Genomic DNA, 20,459 nt, shown 5'->3' with positions numbered 1-20,459 from the left:
GTGGGGGTCAGGCGGTGGTGTCGGCGCCGTCCGGGTGGGTGGTCAGGGGGAGCAGGCCCGGCCCGGCGATGGAGACGATCTCGTTGACGCGGCGGCTGAGCAGCCGGGACGGGTGCACGTCGAGGATGTCGACGATCTCGCCGAGCATCCGCGAGGCTTCCGGTGGGTCGTCGGGGGCGAGTGCCCCGGCCAGCGACGCCAGCGCCCAGCCGCGTTCCACCGTTCCCGAGCTGGTCATGTCGACCGCGATGCGGCCGAGGTCCGCCGCTCCCTCGCCGCCCATGCGGCTGACGACGTCGGCGACGACGCACGCTTCGCGGACCTCGTCGAACGCCGGCCAGCCGGGGTGGCGCAGCCCCTGGACGTTGGGGCGTTGGGTCAGCCGGTCCAGAGCGATCAGCGCGGTGTCGGTGTCACCGAGGGTCGCGGCGGCGCCGGCTTCGAGCGCGGCCGCCCAGCCATGCAGGTAGGGATGCCCGGCGGCGTCGGCGCGGCGCGCCGCACCCGCCGCCGCGTCGTAGCGGCCGGTGACGAACGCGACGAGCGAGTCGAGGGTCGCGGCGGTGCCGGTGAGCAGCGGGTCGTCGAGCTGGGCGGCGAACTGGTCGGTGAGGGTGGCGAACCGGCGCGCGGACGGGTCGTCGCCGGTTTCGACGGCGAGCACCCCCAGGTAGAACGACAGGAACCCGGCGACGCCGGTGAGTTCGCGGTGGACGGCCGGGGACAGCCGGCGGCCCAGTGCGGCCTGCGCGCGGCGCCAGTCGGCGATCACCGGCCGGACCAGCAGGGTGTGCGGCAGGGTGAGCAGGGTGGTGGCGTAGCGGTGCAGCCGGTCGTCGAACTCGGCCATGGTCAGCGGGTCCGGGTCGGCGTAGGCGATCTCGCGGGACAGCATGGCGGCGGCGCGGGACGCCGCCGCCATCCCCTGCCGGTCGGGACGGGCGGAGTCGGGTAGCTCCACGTGGCTCATCCCCCTCCTCCCCGCCCCGGGCCCGCCTGGTGTGGGCGGTGGGGCCGTGATGCGTTCCCGGCGTGGGCCGGGGACACGGTCCGTGGCGCGACCCCGGGCCGAGGTGGCCTGGGGTCGGAGGTGAACCGGACTGTGCGCTGCGGTGCGTCACCCACTCCGTTGGATCAGTGACTCTCGCACGCTACCGTGTTCGCCGTCACGGCGGGAAATGAAGGTGTGATGTCGTGGTGGCCTGGCACCATCGCGCCGCAGCTGCCAGGCCGGATTCCCCCCGCACGCCGATTGTTGTCCACGTCCTGGTGCGGAGTACAGGTTTCAGCGGGATTGTGGTGTGTTACGGGCAGCTGACTGCCGGCCCTCCCCCCGTCTGAGGGCATCACCCGCGGCGGGGGTGGCCGGCCTCGGGTCGGGTGTGGGCTCTCGGCCGAGATGGAGGGTGTCCGGACCGCGGGTGAGCGTCTCCGGGCGCGGATCGGGGACCGTCTGGTGTACGTGTCCGTCGACATCGACGCCCTTGATCCGGGCTCCGGTATTTATATACCGGAGTTAGTGTGATGGGCATGGTACGCACCGCGCTGACCCCGGCTGAACGTGCCCGCGGCTGCCGTCTTGGTGCTCTGCTGCGGGAGGCCCGTGGAGCCCGCGCCGTCGCCGAGATCGCCGTTGCCGCCGGCCTGTCCGTCGAAACCCTCCGCAAGATCGAAAGCGGACGGATTCCCACCCCGACGTTCTTCACCGTCGCCGCGCTCGCGCGGGCCCTCGACCTGTCCCTGGACACCCTGGCCCACACCTGCGACGCCCCGTCGTACGGCACGTCCACCACCCGGCCGGCGGCCACGGCCGGCCTGCCCGCCGTCACCGCCGGCGCCGGCGCCGGCGGCTGACACCAGCGCGCACCCGGCGGACGTCCAGGCCGGCGGGGGTCAGTCGCCTCCGCGGGCGACGCCCCCCGCCGAGGCGACGCCGACCACCCGGCCCCCCTCGTCATGAGCATGCTGCCCGTGCCCGTGGGAGTGCCCGTGGGAGTGGTCGTGGGGGCTGGTGGGGTCGTCGGGATGGTCGTGCGGGGTCTGCACCTGCCCGACCCGATGCGCATGCCCGGGCAGCGCGATCCGGTACAGGCAGGTGTCACAGTTCATCCGGATGTCCCCGCCGAGGGCCTCCCGGTAGCGTTCCAGTACCAGGTCGACGAGCGCCGGCCCGTCCCCGAGCAGCCCCGCGCACGCCACCGCCACCTGCGGATGCGCCGCCGCCCACTCCTGTGCCTGCGCCACGGTGCGCCGCGGCAGCACCCCGGTGAACAGGAAGTACGGGGCGACCACGACCCGGGTCCCGCCCAGGCGGCGGATCCGCTCCAGCCCGGCGGGCACCGACGGCTCGGCCAGGCTGATGAACGCCACCTCCACCCCGGCGAACCCGCGGCCCTCCCACAGCAGCCGGGCGACCTTGACCACCTCGGCGTTGGCGTCCGGGTCGGTCGACCCGCGCCCGACCAGCAGCACCGTCGTCGCCGACCGCGCTCCGGGCGGGCACACCGCGTCGATGCGCTCCTCCAGCAGGGCCAGCAGCGACGGATGCGGGCCGAGGGGACGTCCATAGGCGTAGGTCAGCTGCGGATGACGGTCCCGCTCCCGGGCCATCGACCCGGGAATGTCCCCCTTCGCGTGGCCGGCGGAGATCAGCGTGAGCGGGACGACGCCAAGCCGGTGATGCCCGGCGTCGACCAGGCGGGTCACCGCGTCGGCGACCGGCGGTGCGGACAGCTCGATGAACCCGCCGTCGACCGCCAGCCCGCCGGCCCGTTCCCGCACCCGGGTGACGAACCGGCGGAACTGCTCGGCGCCGTCCCGGTCCCGGGTGCCATGCCCGACGATCAGCAGCGCCGGTGCGGGCGCGGGACGGCTGGCGGCGGTGGGGATGGGGGTGGGGGTGGGGGTGTGCTCGACGGTCACCTCGACGGTCCTCCTGCGGCTCGGCCGGCACGGCGGCGGGAACGGATCAGCTCCATCAGCTCCATGCGTAGTCCCGGGGGGTGACCACCAGCCCGGCGCGCAGCCGGGTCCGTGACGAGCCGACCACCACCGTCGTGGTCATCCCGACCAGGTCCAGCAGCCGCTCCCGCTCCGCCGCGTCCGCGCTGCCGCCCTCCCCGCCGGTCAGCGCACCGAGGGTGGTGACGGTGACCCGCTGCCCGGGCCGGAACGCGTCGGTGACCAGCCCCACCGGGGTGCCCGGCGGGCGGGCGGCGGCGAGCGCGGCCAGCGCGTCGGGCAGCTGGTGGCGGCGGGTGCGGCTGCGCGGGTTGTAGAACGCGACGGCCAGGTCGGCGTCGGCGACGGCGCGCACCCGGTGCACGATCCGCTCCCACGGGGTGTGCAGGTCCGACAGGCTGATCAGCGCATGGTCATGGCCCAGCGGGGCGCCGAGCAGCGCCGCGGCGGCCAGCGCCGCGGTCACCCCCGGCACGGCGACGACGTCGAACGACCCGTCGGCCAGGTCCAGCGCCGGGCTGCCCATCGCGTAGATCCCGGCGTCCCCGCTGCCGATCAGCGCCACCGCATGACCGGCGCGGGCCTGGTCCACCGCCGCCTGGGCGCGGGCCTGCTCGTCGCCGAGCCCGCTGGCGAGCACCCGCACCCCGGCCGGCAGCAGATCCGCCACCGAGGCGACGTACTGGTCGAGGCCGACGACGACGCCGGCGCGGCGCAGCTCGGCGCGGGCCCGCCCGGTCAGCAGCCCCCGGTCACCCGGGCCGAGCCCGACGACGGCGAGCCGCCCCCGGGGCCGGTGCCGCGCGACGGCGACCGTCGCATGGGCGCTGACCTGCTTGGCGACGACCAGCTCCGCGGCGGTGCCCGCACCGGCGGATGCGACCTGGCCGGGTGGGCCGTCGGGCCGGCGCGCCGGGGCGGACAGCAGGCAGGCGGCCTCGGCGACACTCGGGGTGCCGACCGCGGCGCGGACGACCTCCGAGGGATGGGGCACCGTCACCCCGGCGAGTTCCTCGGCGGTGTGCACCACCAGCGGCCAGCCGCGGCGCGCGGCGACCTGTAGCAGCCCGGCCTCGTCGGCCTTCGCCGTCACCGTCGCCAGATGGGACACCGCGGCGGGAGACAGACCGGCACCGGCCAGCGCGGCGTCGATCAGCGTGTCGATCTCCGCGGCGGGTGCCCCGCGGCTCGCCCCGACCCCGACGACCAGGCTCGGTGGCCGGTAGACGACCCGCGGCACGGCACCGGCCGGCGGGTCGGGCAGCAGCCGGTCGGTGATGTGGATCTCCCCGGCGACGGTCCCGTCCGCCGGGCCGTCCAAGGCCGCCGGGTCGGTGCCGGGCCGGTCGGTGCCGGGCCGGTCGGTGCCGGGTGGGTCGGCGGCGCGCACCGACGGGGGCAGTGCCGGCAGCGGCCACACCGCGTCGGTGTGCAGGGTCACCGGCTGCCCGGACAGCATCGCCGTGCCGACCGCGGCCAGCTGCGCACCGGCGTCCACCGTGAACCCGGCCTCGGCGCCGAGGCCGTCAAGGGCGGCGACGCCGGTCACGTCACTGGCCGTGGTGATCACCGGGGTGGCGTCGAAGACGTCGGCGACCTGTTCGGCGAGCCGGTTCGCGCCCCCGGCGTGCCCGCCGCACAACGCGACGGCGAACCGGCGTGCCTCGTCCACACACACCACACCCGGGTCGTGGTCCTTGCCGCGCAGCAGCCCGTCGAGGAGCCGCACCGTCGCGCCGGTCGCCAGGAAACAGACGACTCCGTCGACACCGTCGGTGACGGCGGCGGCGAGCGCGTCACGTGCCCGGCCCGGGTACAGACGGGCGGTGGGCCAGCGGGCGGCGAGCTCGGCGGCGGCGGCCCGCCCGGCGGCGGTCACCGCCACCAGCGCCACCCGTCCCGCTGTTCCACCCGGCCCACCGAGCTCCGCCGCCTCGACCGCGGCCGAGGGCACAGGCACGGGTGGGGCGGTCCGCGCGGTGGTGGACACCGGTCCGGCCGGGGTCTGGGTGCCGCCGGCTGCGACCAGCGCCCGGTCCTGATCACGCAGGGCGCTGCGCGCCGCCGGCTGCGCCCGCCGGTAGGTGTGGAAGTGCCCCGGATGGTAGAGGTGGGAGCGGCGGCCGCCGGCATCCAACGCCGGCCCGACGAGGATCAGCGTGTGCTTCCACAGCCGGTGCTCGCGGACGGTGTCGGCCAGCGTGTCCACGGTGGCGCGCACGATCAGCTCATCCGGCCAGCTGACCTGGTAGGCGATCACACACGGGGTGTCCGGCGGGTAGCCGCCGGCGAGCAGCTCCTCGCGTAGCTGCGTGGACCGGGCGGCGGACAGGAACAGCGCCATCGTCGTGCCGTGCCGGGCCAGGTCACGGACCTCCTCCCCGGGTGGCATCGGTGTCTTCCCACCCCCGAGACGGGTCAGGATGACCGACTGGGCGATCTCCGGCACGGTCAGCTCCCGGCCGATCGCCGCGGCCAGCGCGGTGAAACTGCTGACCCCCGGGACGATGTCGCAGGCCATCCCGAGCCGGTCGCAGATCTCCACCTGCTCCTGCACCGCACCCCACAGCGCCGGGTCCCCGGAGTGCACCCGGGCGACGTGCAGCCCGTCGGCGGCGGCCCGCCGGTAGATCGCCTCCACCCCTTCCAGCGGCAGCGCCGCCGAGTCGACGAGTTCCGCCCCGGCGCGGGCGTACCGCAACATGTCCGGATGGACCAGCGACGACGCCCAGATCACGATGTCGGCGGCGCCGATCACCGCCGCGCCGCGGACCGTGATCAGATCCGCGGCGCCGGGCCCGGCACCGACGAAACTGACCCGTCCCTCACCCCGCCGCCCGGTCACCGGGCCCGCCCGGGCCAGCGCGGCCGGCGGGTCGCCAGCACCGTGGACAGGTAGGGGCCGGTCGCGTCGACGTCAAGGTCGCCGGCCGGGCGGATGTCCTGCTCGGGCAGGCCGAGGGCCGCCCCGTAGACGGCGTGCCCGGCCGGGCCGTCGAGGCGCCCCGCGGCCGCGAGGACCGCGCGCAGCGCCGGCAGCGCCCGCCCGCCCTTGTACGCGACGACCGTGTCGAACGTGTCGACGGCCGCCTGGTAGGCCGGCACCCCGGCGGTCAGCGGCAGCAGCGCGACGGTCTCCGTGCCGTGCGCGAGGACCGTCCCGGACCGGGCGGCCAGGTCCTGCATCGCGGTGATCCCCGGCACCGTGTCCAGGACCAGGTCGGGGACGAGCGCGGTCACGGCCGCGGCGAGCGCGGTGAACGTCGAGTACAGGTTCGGGTCGCCGATGGTCGCGAACGCCACCGTCACCGCGGCCGCGGTGACGGTCCGCTGGCTGTCGGTGTGGCCGCGGCGGAGCGCGTCGGCGACGGTGCGGGCGGGGCCCGCGTAGTCGGCGTCGCCGGTCATCCGGAACGGCAACCGCACCACCCGGTCATGATCGACATGGCTGCGGACGGTCATCTCCGCCCGGCCCGGCACCGCCGTCCCGTCCCCACCGGCGCCCGGCCCGTACGGCCCGTGACCGTCACTGACCGGAACGAACACCACATCGGCGTCCCGTAGGACCCGCACCGCGCGGAAGGTCACCAGGTCCGGGTCTCCCGGCCCGACCCCGACCCCGACCAGCCGCGGGCTCACTGTGCCGCTCACCGCGACGCCACCTCCCGTTCTCCGTTCGCACCAGGTGTCTGCAGATCCGCCCCCGACGGGCGGGCGGTGTGGGCGGCGGCGACCAGCCGGGCCGCCAGCCCCGGCACTCCCGCCCAGTGCAGGTGCAGGTAGGAGGCGTGCACCCCGCCCCGGACGAAGCCCTCCACCTGCCCGTCGTGCTGCCCGTCGGGCGCCCCGTCGTCGCGGTCCGCGCCCGGTGGCGGGTCGATCCGCCAGGCCGGCGGGTCCGCCAGCGCCCCGCGGGGCACGGTCAGCCGGGTGCGGTGGAACTCGTGGGCGTGCACCACCGTGCCCGCCGCGGCCAGCGCACTGTCGGTGGCGGCGACCGCCCGCCGGTATCCCAGGGTGAGCCGCGGGCCCATCACCGCGTCGGTGTCGAGGACACCGCACATCCGCGTGCCGTCCAGGGACCGGCCCAGGTACAGCAGCCCGGCGCATTCCCCGATCACCGGCGCGCCGCGGGCGGCGAGGGCGGCGACGGCGGCGCGCAGCCGGGTGTTGGCGCCGAGGGCGGCGGCGTGCTCCTCGGGGAAACCGCCGCCGACGACGAGGGCGTCGGTGCCCGGCGGCAGGGTCTCGTCACGCAGCGGATCCACGGTGAGGACGTCGGCGCCGGCGGCGGTGAGCAGTTCGGCGTGCTCGGCGTAGCCGAACGTGAACGCCGGCCCGCCGGCCACCACGACCCGCACCGGCCGCCCCCGCCCCCGACCCCGACCCTGTGCCTGTGCGCCGGCGTGGCCAGCGGCCGCGGTGGGATCCCACGAATCGGTGGGCAGCGGTGGGGCGGTGGCGGCCAGGCGCAGCAGCCCGTCCAGGTCGACCGCGGCGGCGGCGAGCGCGCCGAGACGGTCCACCGCGGCCCGCGCCGGGGCCGACCGTTCCGCCGCCGGGACCAGACCCAGGTGTCGTGACGGGGTGTGCACCGCGTCGTCGCGGGGCAACGCCCCGAACACCGGCAGCCCGACGTCGGCCAGCGCCTCGGTGAGGATCCGCCGGTGCCGCGCCGACCCGACCCGGTTGAGGATCACCCCCGCCAGCCGCACCCGCGGGTCGAACCGGGCGAACCCGGCGGCGAGGGCGGCCACGGACCGGCCCAGGCCCGACCCGTCGACGACGAGCAGCACCGGTGCGTCGAGCAGCCGCGCGACCGCCGCCGTCGACCCGTGGTCGGCCTCCTGCCCCGGGCGGGGAGTGGCGACGCCGTCGAACAGGCCCATCACCCCCTCGACGACCGCGACCTGCGCACCGGCGGCGCCGTGCGCGAACAGCGGCGCGATCCGCCCCGCCCCGCACAGCACCATGTCCAGGTTGCGGCCGGGACGCCCGGTGGCCAGCGCATGGTAGGTCGGGTCGATGTAGTCCGGGCCGACCTTGTGCGCCGAGACCGCCAGCCCCCGTCCCGCCAGCGCCGCCATCACCCCGGTCGCCACCGTCGTCTTCCCCGACCCGCTGCCCGGCGCGGCGATCACCAGCCGGGGGATGTCCAGCGGGCTCACCGGGTCACCATTCGATACCCCGCTGGCCCTTCTGCCCGACGTCCATCGGATGTTTCACCTTCGTCATCTCGGTGACGAGGTCGGCGGCGTCGAGGAGCGCTGCCGGCGCGTCGCGGCCGGTGATCACCACATGCTGGTGGCCGGGGCGGGCGGCGAGGACGGCGAGGACCTCGTCGAGGTCGATCCAGCCCCACCGCAGCGGGTAGGTCAGCTCGTCGAGGACGTACAGCCCGTAGGTCTGCGCGGCCAGGTCACGGGCGATCTGCGCCCAGCCCTCCGCCGCCGCACCCGCCGGGTCCTCCGCCAGCTCCAGGCGACGCTGCACCCAGCTCCACCCCGACCCCATCTTGTGCCAGGTGACCGTCCCGCCCTGGCCGGTGTCCGCCAGCGCCCGCAGCGCCTTCTCCTCACCGATGCGCCACTTCGCCGACTTGACGAACTGGAACACCCCGACCGGCCAGCCCTGCGCCCAGCCACGCAACGCCAACCCGAACGCGGCGGTCGACTTCCCCTTCCCCGTCCCGGTGTGCACGATCAGCAGCGGACGGTCACGGCGCTGCCGCGTCGTCAGCCCGTCGTCGGGAACCCGCTCCGGCTGCCCCTGCGGCGCCATCAGGCCACCCACCCCGTCGCCGCACCCACGCCCACGGCGCCGGGGACACCCAGCGCGTCCAGGCCGACGACGGACGCCCCGAGGGCGACGGCGAGGCGGCCCGCCAGGCCCAGGCGCACCGGGCCGGTCTCACAGTCGACCACCACACTGGTCAGCCCCGCCCGCCGCGGCGCCGCGCCGGCCGGCCGGCCCGTCCGGGTGGCGACCCCACCGGCGCCGCGGACCAGTGCCCGCGCCGCCCCCCGTGGATCCGGCCCGGCGGTAGCCCGCCCGTCGGTGACGAGCACCAGCAGGGGACGCCGGTGCGGATCACGGCGGGCCTCGGCGCGCAGCACCCCCGCCGCGGCGTCCAACCCGGCCGCGATCGGGGTCCGCCCGCCGGTCGCCAGCCCCGCCAGACGCCGGGCCCCCACCTCCACACTGGACGTCGGTGCCAGCACCACCTGCGCCCCCACCCCCCGGAACGTGATCATGCCGATGCGGTCGCGGCGCTGGTAGGCGTCGACGAGCAGCGACATCACCGCGGTCGCGACGTGCCGCAGCCGGGTACGGGCCGCCATCGACCCGCTGGCATCGACGACGAACAGCACCAGGTTCCCCTCCCGTCCGCGGCGGTGCGGCCCCCGGCGGTCCGCCGGTGTCAGGACCAGCCCCGGGCCGGTGCGCCCGCGGAGCCGCTGGTGCGGCGCGGCGGCCCGCAGCGTCGCCGTCACGTGCAGCCCGGGGGCGTCTGCCCCGGCGCCGGTCACCGCGCCACGCGGCCCGCCGGCCGCCGAACGGCGACCCGCCGCCCCCGCGCCGACGCCGGCGACCTGCAGCAGCCGCGGCCGAAACGGCGCCCCGGCCGCCCCGACCGTGCCCGTGGCAGCCCCCTGCCCGGATCCGGGTTCCCGCCCCGACCGGGCGACCTGCCGTCCCGCCGCCCCCGCCCCGGCGGGGGCGGACCCGTCGCCGTTCCCGGCGTTCCCGGTGCCGTCGCCCGTGGGGCCACGGTCAGGGTGCGCGCCGGCGGGCAGGCCACCGGCCGGCGGGGACGCCGCACCACCCGCCGAGGACTGCCCGCCACCGGCACCCGCCGAGCCCGCTCCCGCCGGCTCGGTGGAGGAGGGCTGGTCCGGGTGGGGGGTCTGGGTGGGCCAGCGCTGCCCGCCACCCGGCGGCCCCGGTGCCCCTCCGCCTCCGCCTCCGCCTGGACCGTCGTCGTCCCCGTCGGGCGGGCTGATCCGATCCCGCAACGCGTCGTCGACGGTCTGCGTCAGACCGGTGTCGTCCGCGGCACCGGGGGCGTCGAACGGGCCGCGGCGGCGCCGGTGCGGCAGCACGAACCGGGCCGCGACCCGAATGTCGTCCGCCAGCACCTCCTCGCGGCCCTCCCACGCCGCCACCGCCATCGCCGTACGAGCCAGCACCACGTCGGCGCGCATCCCGTCCACATCACACGCCGCGCACACCGCCGCCACCGCGTCCACCGCCGCGTCGGCGAGGACCATGCCGGCGAGCCGGTCGCGGGCGTCGGCGATCCGGGCGGCCAGCTGCGCCTCGTGACCCTCCCAGGCAGCGGTGAAACCCACCGGGTCGGCGTCGAACGCCAACCGGCGGCGGATCACCTGCGCGCGCACCGCCGGATCCCGGCTGGCGGCGACCGTCACCGTCAACCCGAACCGGTCCACCAGCTGCGGGCGCAGCTCCCCCTCCTCCGGGTTCATCGTCCCCACCAGCCAGAACCGGGCCGGGTGGCGCACCGACACCCCGTCCCGTTCCACCTGCGCCACCCCGAGGGCGGCCGCGTCGAGCAGGACGTCCACGAGATGGTCGGCGAGCAGGTTCACCTCGTCGACGTAGAGCACCCCCCGGTGGGCGGCGGCGAGCAGCCCCGGGCGCAGCGCCGTCACCCCTTCGGCCAACGCCCGGTCCAGGTCCAGCGCGCCGGTCACCCGGTCCTCGGACGCCCCCACCGGCAGCTCGACGAGGCGCGCCGGGCGGGTCAGCGCGGTCGGGGACGGATGCGGCCCGTCCGGGCACTGCGGCGCCGGTGCCTGCGGATCACAGGAGAACCGGCAGCCCGCCACCACCGTCACCGCCGGCAGCAGCGACGCCAGCGCCCGCACCGCCGTCGACTTCGCGGTGCCCTTCTCCCCACGGACGAGGACCCCGCCGACCGCCGGGGACACCGCGTTGAGCAGCAACGCCAGCCGCAGCTCGTCCAACCCGACCAGGGCACTGAACGGAAACGTCACCACCGGCCCACACACCCCCACCCGCACCCCGACCCCGCAGGTCGCTCGCCGGGTGGCAACGCGGGTGGCCGGGGCCTCGCCGGCATCGCCGGCCTTGCCGTCACAGCGGTACGCACAATGGTGGGCATGGCGAAACGTCCTCCCCGGGGTGTCCTCGCCCTCGAAGCCAGCGCGGACGGCGGCAGTATCCTGGCTCCCGGATCAACGCCTGCCCTCGGCCTTCCAGCGGCCATCCTCGCCGCCGTGACCGTGTGCTGAGGTCGACTCCCCGGTGACAGTGGCGGGACCGCGCCGGATTCACACCGGCTTCCTGCCCGACCGTCCGGCGCTCAGCATGGCACATCGGGCATCTCCCCGGGGCCCGCCTGAGACCCACGCCCCGTTCCGGCCCACCGGCCCCCAGCAGCACCATCGGGGGATACCGGGGGTGCGCGCCCCCACCGCGGTGGGGGCTACAGGCCGACGCGACCCGACGGGTTGTCGGCGTCGAACAGCCGCCCGGCGCGCACGTACGACTCCAACGACGCCGCCGACCGCCACCGGCCCTGCCGCATGATCGACCGGTCGGTCACCCCGGCGCGCGCCGCCGCCGTCGCGAACCCCGACCGCAGCGAATGCCCGGCGAAGTCCGCCGGGTCGAGTCCCGCGGCCGCCACCCGGCGCTGCACGATCCGTGCCACCGACCCGGAGTAGAGCCGCCCCGCGCCGACCTGCCCATGCCGGTTGACGCCCCGGAACGCCGGCCCGCCGGCCAGCGGCACCCCCGCCCCGGCCGCCGCCGCCACCCAGCCCCGCCACGCCCGGACCGGGCACGTCGGACGGTACGACCCGTACGACAGACCGACCTGCGCGCCGGCCGCCTCCTGGTCGGTCTTCGACCGGCGCACCGTCACCACCAGCCCGTCGTCGGTCTCCACCAGATCCGCGGTGTTCAACCCGACCAGCTCGCTGCGCCGCAGGCAGCCGGCGAACCCGACCAGCAGCAGCGCCCGGTCCCGCACATCGGCGAGCACCGCGTCGTCCAGACCGGCGACGACCCGCGACAGCAGCGAGGTGTCCAGCGCCGCCTTGCGGGACGGGGCGACGCCGCGGGAACGGCGGATCCCGTTCCACACCGCCGACACCTCCGCCGCGCCCGTCGGGTTGACCGCGTGGGCGAGCTGGTGGGCCACCGAGATCGCCGCCAGCCGGCGGCGGATCGTCGACGGGGCGTACCCGGCGTCGGCCAGCGCGGCGATGTACCCGGCGACGGTCACCGGCGACGCCGGCAGGTCACCCAGCCCCTCCTGCGCGCACCAGCCGCGGAAGTGACGCAGGTCCGCGTCGTAGGCCCGCCACGTCGCCGCCGACCGCGACGCCCGCGCATAGTCCCCGACCCGGCCGGCGAGCGGACCACCGAGCCCCACCAGCGCCCCGGCCCCACCGGCCGCCGGCCCCACCACCTCCCCGGTGACGACCTCCCCGGCCAGCACCGCCTCGCACCCCGCCTCGCCCCGCACCCCGTCCCCGGTCAGGTCCCCGTGCACCCTCGGTCACCTCCCGACCCGCGCCCGCCCACCCCGGCGGGCCATGGACGTCCACCAACGCCACGGTGATCGTAATCGCCGGGTAGGTGCGGACCCGGTGGCACACCGGCCCCTACCGGCCGGTAGGACACCGCACCGTCCGGTACCGGTGCGGTGTCCTCAGGCTGACAGCCGTACCCGCAGGTCACGGCGGTGATCATACTGCGCCGGGTGCACCGCGACGGACGTCCCGACGTCCCCCCGGCCGGCGAACAGACCGACGGCACCGGCGTCGCCTCCGCCGGATTCACCCTCCACACCTACACCGACGACGAGGCGACCATCAGCTACCTGCTCGTCGCCACCCGCGGCAGCCAGCACACGTACGTCGTGTACCGGCTGACGGTCCGCTGGGTCGACGGCGACTGGAAACTCCTCGCGCCACCCGGCGGCGACTTCGGTGCGGTGGGCAGCACCCCCACCAGCCTCGACGGCTTCCAGCCGTTCGTCCGCCGCGGCATCCCCGCGTAGCCGCAGCCACCAGGGCGGCGCCGGACAGGCGCCGGGGGAGGACCAGGTGCGCGATGACGGACAGACCGACCCCGCCCGGCAGCCCACCGACACCCACGACACCCACGACGTCCGCCGGGCGGGGACCTACCCGCCGCGGACGACCCCGCCGCGGACGACGAGACCCGCCGCGGCGGCCCCGCCGACACCGTCGTCGAGGTGCACCACCGTGCGCCCGGCCCGCGCCAGCAGCCCCGCCGCGATCGCCGCCCGGTACCCCGACCCGCAGTACACCCACACCACCCCCGCCGGCACCTCCCCGACCCGACCCGCCAGCTCCGGCAACGGCACATGCACCGCCCCGTCGACATGCCCCGCCGCCCACTCCCCACCCAGACGCACATCGAGGACCACCTGCGCCGGGGGCAGCCCACGCGGCGGCGTCCCCACCCGGGCCGCGGCCAGCTCCGCGAAGGTCGCCGCCGGCAGCGCCGCGAGCCGCCCCGCCTCACCACCCGCCCACCGCACCGGGCTGCCCGTCGCCGCCGCCGCCGGCCGGTCGATCCCGATCCGCGCCAGCTCCCGCTGCGCCTGCGCCAGATCGGCCTCCGTGTCGGCGAGCAGCGTGATCGGCGCCCCCCACGGCGCCAGCCAACCCAGCCACGTCGCCATCGGACCATCCAGACCCAGGCTGATCGTCCCCGCCAGATGACACTGCGTGTATGCGGCCCGCGACCGCAGGTCCACCACCCACTCGCCGGCCGCGAGGCGCGCCCCCAGCTCCGCCGGCGCCGCGCGCCGCACCGGCGTCAGATCCACCGGTCCCGCCCCGGCGGCGTTACGGGCCCCCATGTGCGCGTAGTACGCCGGGTAGGCGTCCAACCCAGCCAGCACCTCGGCGACGAAGTCGTCGCGTTCCAGACGCAGCGCCGGATTCACCGACCGTTCCCGCCCGATCGTCGACGCCGCCGCGTCCGCCTGCGTCGCCGAACAGAAACTGCCGAACCCGTGCGTCGGCCACACCCACGCCCCACCCGGCAGCGCATCGGCCAGCCGCCGCACCGACGCATGCTGGCGCCCGGCCAGCGTGTGCGCCTGGTCCGCCCCGAGCAGGTCGGTGCGTCCCGTCGTCCCGAACAGCAGCGACCCGCCGGTGAACACCCCCACCGGCCCGTCCGGACCGGCCAGCACGAACGACAGGTGGGTGAACGTGTGCCCCGGGGTGCCCACCACCACCAGCCGCAGCGACGGCGACACCACCACCTCGTCGCCGTCGGCGACCGCCACCCGGTCGAAACCCACCCGGTCGCCGGCCGCGACCAGATACCGCGCCCCGGTCAGCCGGGCCAGCGCCAACCCGCCGGAGACATAGTCGTTGTGCAGATGCGTCTCCGCGACATGGGTGATCCGCACCCCGAGCCGGCCCGCCAGCGCCAGCATCCGGTCGATGTCACGCTGCGGGTCGATGACCACCGCCACCCGCCCGTCATGCGCCAGATAGCTGCGGTCACCCAACGTCGAGGTCTCCACAACCTCCACCTGCACCTGGCCCGTCGTCATCCCCACCCCTGCCCGCCCGCCGAGCGCCCCCCCGGGCGGGGTGGCGTCGGCGGTCCCGTCGGTCGACGTCGCCCTGCCCGTTCCCGGCCCACCCCGCGGCCACGCCCCGGCGCCGGTCACAGGACGACCACCCCAGCCAATACGCCGACCGGCCCGCGCGGCGACCGCCCCCCACCGGCCCAGGCCCTCCCCACCCGCCGCGCCATCACCCCCCGGGGCTGGTCACCGGCCGCACCGGCTCCTGCGCGGCACCATCCACCCGCCGTCACCGGGGTGACGACCCTCACCCACCGGGGTCCCTCCCACCCCCCTTCCAGGCCTTCCGTTCCGCCACCCGCCGCTGCTGGACACGGCGCCGAGTCCACCGACGTTGACGAAGATCCGGTATGGGATCGTGATGCAGGTTTGTTCCCCTTTGTTTCCAGGGAGTCAGCGGTGGCTGGGGCGGAGAAGGAGATGCGGATCCGGAGCGGTCACGGCCGACGGCGTATGACAGCGCGGACGGCCGGCGGGGTGGTGGCGCTGGTCAGCGCGGCCCTGTCGGGATGCCAGGCTGAGGACGCCGAACCCGCCCGCACCGGTCGGGCTGTGTCCGTGAGCCCACCGCCCGGGGCGCCCTCGCCCACGGTGTTCCCCACCACTGGACTGTCCACCGCACCGGCGGTGTCGGCGGGCAGCCAGGTGATGGGAGCAGCGCCCACGGTGGGAAGCCCGCAGCCCGAGGAACCCGCCGCCGGTATCCGTCCCCAGCCCGCAGCGCCCGCGGGCCCGGCGGGCCGGACCGGGCCCGATCGGCTGCCCGCTGCGCCCACCGGGTCCGCCGCAGTGAGAGCGACGCAGGTGGAAGCCGGCGCTGCGCCCGCTCCCGCACCGCCGCCGGCGGGCACGTCGACCCGCCGCGTGGTTCCGGTGCCAGCCCCGCCGGTGACGCCGCACGCCGCACCGACTACCCGCCAGGGGCTGCCGGTGCTGACGGCACGGCTGGCGGAGGTCTCATCCGATCCGGATCCGTCCTGTGCCCGCCTCACGATCGCGTACACGAACAGCGGTTCAGCGGCGGTAACCGGAGGCTCCATCGCGGTCAACCTCGCGTGGCAGGTCGGCGGCTCACGGATTCCCGCCAAACCCACCTTCTTCAACGCGACCATCACCGCCGGACTGCAGCCTGGGCGCAGCTCCACCGAAAGCTACCGGCGCTGCGCCTCCGAGCCTGCGCCGAGCGGAGGCCGACTCGCGGTGCTGGGGCTGGGCAGCGCCCTCTACTACTGATCGGCCGTCCCTTCGTCCGCGAAGCGGAGCCCAGGGACGGCCCATAGGATGGTCCGGCGGAATCGCGTGTCGGTCACCGGCAGGGTGAGGCATGGAGGTGCCGCGAACCGGGGCGCCCCGGGAGTGCCGGCGGCGTCCTACGGAGGCGTTGCGCTGATGTCCATCGCGTTGAACCACACCATCGTCCACTGCCACGACCGGCAGCAGTCCGCCGAGTTCCTGGCGCACATCCTCGGCCTGCAGATCGGGGCGCCGACCGGGCGGTTCCTGCCCGTGGACACCGCCAACGGCGTCACCCTCGACTTCGCCAGCATCAGCGAACCGTTCACCCCGCAGCACTATGCCTTCCTGGTGTCGGACGACGAGTTCGACCAGGCCTTCGACCGCATCACCCGGGCGGGTGTCACCTACTACGCCGACCCGCACAGCAGAAAGCCCGGGGAGATCAACCACCATGACGGCGGGCGCGGCCTGTACTTCCTCGACCCGTCCGGACACGCCATGGAGATCATCACCCGGCCCTACGGAGGGTAGGCGCCGGGGCGGCGCGGGACGCGCGTCGTCATCGGGGGCTGGTGTCGTCCACCGGCAGGGCGGTGATCAGCCGCAGCGCTCCGACGAACGTCGGCTGGCGGCGTAGCGTGCCGTAGCGGCGGTCCCAGACACCGGAGGCAAGATCGGATCGCAGCCGCGTCAGCGCCCGGTCGGTGACGGTGTCGTCGACGAAGCTCCAGGCGGACTGGCAGCGCCGTACAGCCGGGTCGAGGAAACATTCGGGTCGGCCGTAGAACGCCTCGGCGAACCCGTCGACGCAGTCGGCGGGGACGGGCACCGGGGCCACCGTGGTGGCGCCACCCATACTGGACGTTTCCCATCAGCGCGTTCAGCAGCACGGGGAGCGGGACGTTGACGACCCCGACCCGGGAGCGGATCCCGTCACCGAGATCTGGGGTGCGGAGATGCCGACGCCGACCGGCTGCCAGCCCAGGCCGGTCAACGCGGGGGCGTGCGCACCGCCGCCGCCGCCGCAGCCGAGGTCAAGGCGCACAGGCGACCGTGGCCGGCGCCCAGGAGTCCGGCCAGCAGCCGGTCCGCGGCGCGGGCGAACGGCAGCCCCATGCCCCGGGTCGCATAGGCGTCGTACCAGTCGGCGAAGTCGTCGTAACGCTGGCGCATCTGACCACCCGAGCAGGAACCGCCGCCCTCCGCCACACATTTTGCCGGCGACGTGGCGGGTAGCGGGTCAGCTGTGGGTCAGCTCCTGCAGGCCGATCACCCGCAGCAGCTCCAGCCGCTCGCCGGAGCGGCTACCCGGCCGGGCGGTGTAGACGATCAACCGCTGGTCGTGCTCCGGGCTGAGCAGCACCTCGCAGTCCAGTTCCAGCAGGCCGACGACCGGGTGCACGAAACGTTTCGTGTCGGCGCGGCGCACGGCGACGCAGTGGGCGTCCCACAGGCCGACGAACTCCTCGCTGCGGGCGCGGAGCCGGCGTACGAGTTCCGCCAGCCGGACGTCGTCGGGGCGGCGGGCGACGGTGGCACGCAGATCCGCCACGAGGTTGCCGGCGGCCCGGTCCCGGTCCTCGGCCGGGAACAGCTCCCGCGCGGACGGGTTCGTGAAGTAGAGCCAGGCGATGTTGCGTTCCGCCGCCGGGCGGGCGGACAGGTCACCGTGCAGCGCACCGGCCATCGCGTTCTGCGCGAGGACGTCCCCGCGGTCGCTCACCACCCGGGCCGGGACGTCGACCAGCCGGTCCAGGACGAGAAGCAGGCCGGGACGGACATGCTCCGTCGTCGACCGGGCCCGCGGGGGCTCCTCACCGGCGAGGTGGAACAGGTGGTCCCGTTCGTCGCCGGTCAGCCGCAGCGCGCGGGCGACGGCGGCGAGCATCTGGCGGGACGGCCGGGAACCCCGGGCCTGCTCGAGGCGCGTGTAGTGGTCGGTCGACATGCCCGCCAGCTGCGCCACCTCCTCGCGGCGCAACCCCGGGGTGCGCCGCCGCGCGCCCTGCGACAACCCCACCGCGGCGGGGGTCAGCCGGGCACGGCAGTGACGCAGGAAGTCGGCCAGCTCGGATCTGCCCACCGCTGCCCTGCCCACCGCTGTGTCCACCTTTCCACCATGCCCCGCGACGCCGCGCGCAGCCAGGGACCGCCCGTCCCCGGACAGGGACGTCTCTCCCGCCGGCGTCCGCACCGCCGCAGGCTGAAACCCGGCTCGGCGCACCGACGGTGCCCCCCCAGGCCCGTCGGGCCGGGCACCCCAGCGGACGAGACCAGCTCCCGCGAAGAAAGGAAGACCCCGCATGCAGTACCGCACACTCGGCCGGACCGGTATCAAGGTCAGCCCCTACGCGCTCGGCGCGTTGATGTTCGCCACGCCCATCGGCAACCCCGACCCCGACGACTCGGCCCGCATCATCCACCGGGCGCTGGACGCGGGCATCAACCTCATCGACACCGCTGACGCCTACGGCGACTCCGAAGAGGTCGTCGGCGCGGCGCTCAGGGGACGACGCGACGATGTGGTCCTCGCGACCAAGGTGAGCCGCCCGATGGGCGACGACCCCAACCAGGCGGGCGCCTCCCGGCGCTGGATCATGACCGCGGTCGAGAACTCGCTGCGCCGCCTGCAGACCGACCACATCGACCTGTACCAGATCCACCGCCCGGACCCCACCACCGACATCGAGGAGACCCTGTCGGCACTGTCGGACCTGATCCACAGCGGGAAGGTCCGGGCGATCGGAACGTCGGGCATGCCGGCGTCCGACCTGGTGGAAGCCCAGTGGGTGGCCGAGCGGCGCGGCCTGGCACGGTTCCACACCGAGCAGCCGCCGTACTCGCTGCTCACCCGCGGCATCGAACGTGAGATCCTCCCGGTCGCCCAGCGGTACGGGGTGGGCACGCTGGTGTGGGGCCCGCTCGGGCAGGGCCTGCTCACCGGGCGCGTCCGCAAGGGCCAGCACAACGACCTGCGCCGCGCCGGCCTCTTCACCCACCTGCGCGACGAGCGCCGCCTCGACACCGTCGAACAGTTCATCTCCCTCGCCGCGGAGGCGGACCTGCCCCTGACACACCTGGCGACGGCGTTCACGATCACCCATCCCGGTGTGACCAGCGCGATCGTCGGGCCGCGCACGATGAGCCACCTCGACGACCTTCTCGCCGGCCTCGACGTGACCCTCACCGACGACATCCTCGACCGGATCGACGCGATCGTCGCGCCGGGCACCGACGTCGGCACCCTCGACCAGGCCTACCGGCCCCCGGCACTGCAGCAGGCGGACCTGCGTCGCCGCCCCGCCCACACCCGCGCCGCCGCCTGACGTATCCCGTCCCTTCTCCTCGCTAGCTGGCGTCAGCCGCGGACTGGTCGGGCACGCCAAGCGGTGCCTGCCAGGCGATGTGGGCGGCGACGCGGGTCGCGACGGGGGTGAGGACCGCCGCGCAGCGGTCGACGGCGTCCCCGCCGAGGGCGTCCCAGACCGGACTGGCCAGCTGGTCCGTGGTTGCCTCGATCCGGCTGAGGGCATCGCGGGCGGTGACGGTCGGCCGGTGTCGTCGAGCCAGCCACGGGCGCGCAGCCGACGGGAGGCGGCGGCCCACTCGTCAAATGTTCGCCGCCTGCCACAGGACACCGGCCGAGTCATCCGGCCACGGCAGGGCCGTGTTCGCGGCGGCGAGGACCCGGCCGGCGACCGTCACCTGCTCGGCGGCGGCCCGCATCAGCGCAGTGAGGTCGGCGAGCTCGTCGGGGTCCGTCGGTGCCAGCAGCGGGGCGAGGGCGGTGCGGGCACCGGCGAGGCGGGCGGTGAGGGCTGCGTCGGGGGAGATCCGTGTCCACACGCCCGGCAGGGCGCGGGCGACCATCGTCGGTGCGAAATTGAAGAAGGCGCCGATGACCGGTGCCGCGCCGACCGGGCCGAGGGGGGCTGCGCGGCCGGCGAAGTAGGCACGCCAGAAACCGCGCAGGCCGGCGTCCTGGAACGCGGCGAGGCTGGCCGGGGCGAGGGAGGTCAGCGCGTACACCGGTTCGAACAGCCGCCACATCCGCCGGGCCACCGTCTCCTCAGCCATGGTCCTTCAGGTAAGCCCCCGACCCCGGTCCGGTCAAGGGATCCGGGGGCCTGCGGTGGGCCGGGTGGTGGTGTCGCATCATCTGTCACCTCGACCACCGGTGACGGCGGCACCGGGACCAGCCCCGCCGGCCGTCCGACGTCCCACCAGCCTGTCAGGAATGCCCGCCGTCCCGACCTGACGGTCCCGACCTGACGGTCCCGGCCGTGGCGAGAACATAGAGATGTGGACGATCCGCATGTGCACGTCGAGTGGACCGCGCCGAACACCACCGCCGCCGCGCGTGCGGTGACCGCCTCGGTGTTCGGCCTCGTCGGCGACACCCCCCGTACGGTGCGGGCCGGCTGCGACGCGCAGGTCCCCTACGCGGCGACGTCCGCCCGCCCCGAACACGTCACCTGCCTGCCCTGCCGGCGGCACGCCCGCGAACGGCACCTGCGTTACGCCACCCGGATCGAACAGTCCGCGGGTCTGCTCGGCGGCGACCAGGCCCGCGACGTCCTCGCCGCCGTCCGCCGGCTGCGCGACCTCGCCGACCGTTTCACCTGACCCGCAC

General features: G+C 75.6%; 20 protein-coding genes and 1 riboswitch. Of the genes, 6 read left to right on the top strand and 14 right to left on the bottom strand.

From position 1 onward, the window contains the following. Positions 1 to 7: 7 nt before the first annotated feature. Positions 8 to 970: a hypothetical protein gene (locus tag B207_RS0128365; protein WP_018640082.1), complete on the bottom strand. Its 963-nt coding sequence runs from the start codon at positions 968 to 970 to the stop codon at positions 8 to 10. A gap of 560 nt (positions 971 to 1,530) precedes the next feature. Here B207_RS0128365 and B207_RS36080 point away from each other — a divergent pair. Beyond that, the gene (locus B207_RS36080; protein ID WP_051102707.1) at positions 1,531 to 1,854 is read left to right on the top strand and encodes a helix-turn-helix domain-containing protein; all 324 of its coding nucleotides are present in this window, start codon (positions 1,531 to 1,533) and stop codon (positions 1,852 to 1,854) included. A 39-nt stretch (positions 1,855 to 1,893) separates the two neighbouring features. On the opposite strand, the gene B207_RS0128355 is transcribed toward B207_RS36080, so the two are convergent. The 7 genes from B207_RS0128355 to B207_RS0128325 all read right to left on the bottom strand — a co-directional run bounded on the left by B207_RS0128355 (position 1,894) and on the right by B207_RS0128325 (position 12,505). Further along, complete coding sequence (locus B207_RS0128355) at positions 1,894 to 2,889, bottom strand: sirohydrochlorin chelatase (RefSeq protein WP_035742747.1); 996 nt, start codon at positions 2,887 to 2,889, stop codon at positions 1,894 to 1,896. 88 nt (positions 2,890 to 2,977) lie between these two features. Continuing rightward, on the bottom strand, positions 2,978 to 5,806 hold the full coding sequence (cobM, locus tag B207_RS0128350; protein WP_018640078.1) for a precorrin-4 C(11)-methyltransferase: 2,829 nt from the start codon (positions 5,804 to 5,806) through the stop codon (positions 2,978 to 2,980). After that, the gene (gene cobI, locus B207_RS0128345) at positions 5,803 to 6,612 is read right to left on the bottom strand and encodes a precorrin-2 C(20)-methyltransferase (RefSeq protein WP_018640077.1); all 810 of its coding nucleotides are present in this window, start codon (positions 6,610 to 6,612) and stop codon (positions 5,803 to 5,805) included. Before cobI ends, cobM begins: the two co-directional genes overlap by 4 nt. Next, entirely contained in the window at positions 6,609 to 8,129 is a 1,521-nt protein-coding gene (locus tag B207_RS36075) for a cobyrinate a,c-diamide synthase (RefSeq protein WP_018640076.1), read from the bottom strand. The genes cobI and B207_RS36075 overlap by 4 nt, the downstream gene beginning before the upstream one ends. Positions 8,130 to 8,133: 4 nt before the next feature. Further along, a complete protein-coding gene (gene cobO / locus B207_RS0128335; RefSeq protein ID WP_026311537.1) occupies positions 8,134 to 8,742 on the bottom strand; it encodes a cob(I)yrinic acid a,c-diamide adenosyltransferase in 609 nt (202 codons plus the stop codon). Continuing rightward, positions 8,742 to 10,982 carry a VWA domain-containing protein gene (locus B207_RS0128330; protein ID WP_018640074.1) on the bottom strand — a complete coding sequence of 747 codons (2,241 nt, stop codon included), beginning with the start codon at positions 10,980 to 10,982 and terminating at the stop codon, positions 8,742 to 8,744. The genes cobO and B207_RS0128330 overlap by 1 nt, the downstream gene beginning before the upstream one ends. Before the next feature lie 179 nt (positions 10,983 to 11,161). After that, positions 11,162 to 11,292: riboswitch (cobalamin riboswitch) on the bottom strand. Between the two features lie 139 nt (positions 11,293 to 11,431). Continuing rightward, a complete protein-coding gene (locus B207_RS0128325; RefSeq protein WP_018640073.1) occupies positions 11,432 to 12,505 on the bottom strand; it encodes a site-specific integrase in 1,074 nt (357 codons plus the stop codon). A gap of 192 nt (positions 12,506 to 12,697) precedes the next feature. On the opposite strand from B207_RS0128325, the gene B207_RS0128320 reads away from it, so the two are divergent. Continuing rightward, entirely contained in the window at positions 12,698 to 13,015 is a 318-nt protein-coding gene (locus B207_RS0128320; protein ID WP_018640072.1) for a hypothetical protein, read from the top strand. 126 nt (positions 13,016 to 13,141) lie between these two features. On the opposite strand, the gene B207_RS0128315 is transcribed toward B207_RS0128320, so the two are convergent. Next, the gene (locus B207_RS0128315; RefSeq protein WP_026311535.1) at positions 13,142 to 14,554 is read right to left on the bottom strand and encodes an MBL fold metallo-hydrolase; all 1,413 of its coding nucleotides are present in this window, start codon (positions 14,552 to 14,554) and stop codon (positions 13,142 to 13,144) included. A gap of 489 nt (positions 14,555 to 15,043) precedes the next feature. Between B207_RS0128315 and B207_RS0128310 the strand changes: the two genes are divergently transcribed. Both B207_RS0128310 and B207_RS0128305 read left to right on the top strand, forming a co-directional pair. Continuing rightward, positions 15,044 to 15,823: a hypothetical protein gene (locus tag B207_RS0128310; RefSeq protein WP_026311534.1), complete on the top strand. Its 780-nt coding sequence runs from the start codon at positions 15,044 to 15,046 to the stop codon at positions 15,821 to 15,823. Positions 15,824 to 15,979: 156 nt separating this feature from the next. Next, positions 15,980 to 16,357 (top strand): VOC family protein, encoded by a 378-nt coding sequence (locus tag B207_RS0128305; protein ID WP_026311533.1) that lies wholly within the window; start codon positions 15,980 to 15,982, stop codon positions 16,355 to 16,357. 28 nt (positions 16,358 to 16,385) lie between these two features. Here B207_RS0128305 and B207_RS0128300 read toward each other — a convergent pair whose 3' ends face one another. The 3 genes from B207_RS0128300 to B207_RS0128290 form a co-directional block, all read right to left on the bottom strand. After that, the gene (locus B207_RS0128300) at positions 16,386 to 16,655 is read right to left on the bottom strand and encodes a hypothetical protein (RefSeq protein WP_195905371.1); all 270 of its coding nucleotides are present in this window, start codon (positions 16,653 to 16,655) and stop codon (positions 16,386 to 16,388) included. A gap of 161 nt (positions 16,656 to 16,816) precedes the next feature. Then, positions 16,817 to 16,999, bottom strand: coding sequence for a hypothetical protein (locus B207_RS36070; protein WP_018640068.1), 183 nt, complete (start codon positions 16,997 to 16,999; stop codon positions 16,817 to 16,819). A gap of 67 nt (positions 17,000 to 17,066) precedes the next feature. Next, a complete protein-coding gene (locus B207_RS0128290; protein ID WP_018640067.1) occupies positions 17,067 to 17,909 on the bottom strand; it encodes a helix-turn-helix transcriptional regulator in 843 nt (280 codons plus the stop codon). A 220-nt stretch (positions 17,910 to 18,129) separates the two neighbouring features. On the opposite strand from B207_RS0128290, the gene B207_RS0128285 reads away from it, so the two are divergent. Then, positions 18,130 to 19,152 carry an aldo/keto reductase gene (locus tag B207_RS0128285; protein ID WP_018640066.1) on the top strand — a complete coding sequence of 341 codons (1,023 nt, stop codon included), beginning with the start codon at positions 18,130 to 18,132 and terminating at the stop codon, positions 19,150 to 19,152. Between the two features lie 22 nt (positions 19,153 to 19,174). Here the strand turns inward: B207_RS0128285 and B207_RS42115 are convergent, their stop codons facing one another. Then, positions 19,175 to 19,432, bottom strand: a complete 258-nt coding sequence (locus B207_RS42115; protein WP_063820981.1) for a helix-turn-helix domain-containing protein — start codon at positions 19,430 to 19,432, stop codon at positions 19,175 to 19,177. A 3-nt stretch (positions 19,433 to 19,435) separates the two neighbouring features. Beyond that, the gene (locus B207_RS42110; RefSeq protein WP_018640065.1) at positions 19,436 to 19,903 is read right to left on the bottom strand and encodes an SCO6745 family protein; all 468 of its coding nucleotides are present in this window, start codon (positions 19,901 to 19,903) and stop codon (positions 19,436 to 19,438) included. A gap of 225 nt (positions 19,904 to 20,128) precedes the next feature. On the opposite strand from B207_RS42110, the gene B207_RS0128275 reads away from it, so the two are divergent. Beyond that, the gene (locus B207_RS0128275; protein ID WP_018640064.1) at positions 20,129 to 20,452 is read left to right on the top strand and encodes a hypothetical protein; all 324 of its coding nucleotides are present in this window, start codon (positions 20,129 to 20,131) and stop codon (positions 20,450 to 20,452) included. The last annotated feature ends 7 nt before the right edge of the window (positions 20,453 to 20,459 follow it).

This window comes from Parafrankia elaeagni (assembly GCF_000374165.1).
Taxonomy (GTDB): domain Bacteria; phylum Actinomycetota; class Actinomycetes; order Frankiales; family Frankiaceae; genus Parafrankia; species Parafrankia elaeagni.
Note: the sequence above shows the minus strand (reverse complement) of the source record. Positions and strands in the feature narration are given on the sequence as shown.

What these genes read in the sequence shown, in the direction of transcription:
- B207_RS0128285 (WP_018640066.1), top strand. Translation starts at nt 18,130, where the DNA reads ATGCAGTACCGCACACTCGGCCGGACCGGTATCAAGGTCAGCCCCTAC.
- B207_RS0128365 (WP_018640082.1), bottom strand. Translation starts at nt 970, where the DNA reads ATGAGCCACGTGGAGCTACCCGACTCCGCCCGTCCCGACCGGCAGGGG.
- B207_RS36080 (WP_051102707.1), top strand. Translation starts at nt 1,531, where the DNA reads ATGGTACGCACCGCGCTGACCCCGGCTGAACGTGCCCGCGGCTGCCGT.
- B207_RS0128315 (WP_026311535.1), bottom strand. Translation starts at nt 14,554, where the DNA reads ATGACGACGGGCCAGGTGCAGGTGGAGGTTGTGGAGACCTCGACGTTG.
- B207_RS0128310 (WP_026311534.1), top strand. Translation starts at nt 15,044, where the DNA reads ATGACAGCGCGGACGGCCGGCGGGGTGGTGGCGCTGGTCAGCGCGGCC.
- B207_RS42110 (WP_018640065.1), bottom strand. Translation starts at nt 19,903, where the DNA reads ATGGCTGAGGAGACGGTGGCCCGGCGGATGTGGCGGCTGTTCGAACCG.
- B207_RS0128305 (WP_026311533.1), top strand. Translation starts at nt 15,980, where the DNA reads ATGTCCATCGCGTTGAACCACACCATCGTCCACTGCCACGACCGGCAG.
- cobO (WP_026311537.1), bottom strand. Translation starts at nt 8,742, where the DNA reads ATGGCGCCGCAGGGGCAGCCGGAGCGGGTTCCCGACGACGGGCTGACG.
- B207_RS36070 (WP_018640068.1), bottom strand. Translation starts at nt 16,999, where the DNA reads ATGCGCCAGCGTTACGACGACTTCGCCGACTGGTACGACGCCTATGCG.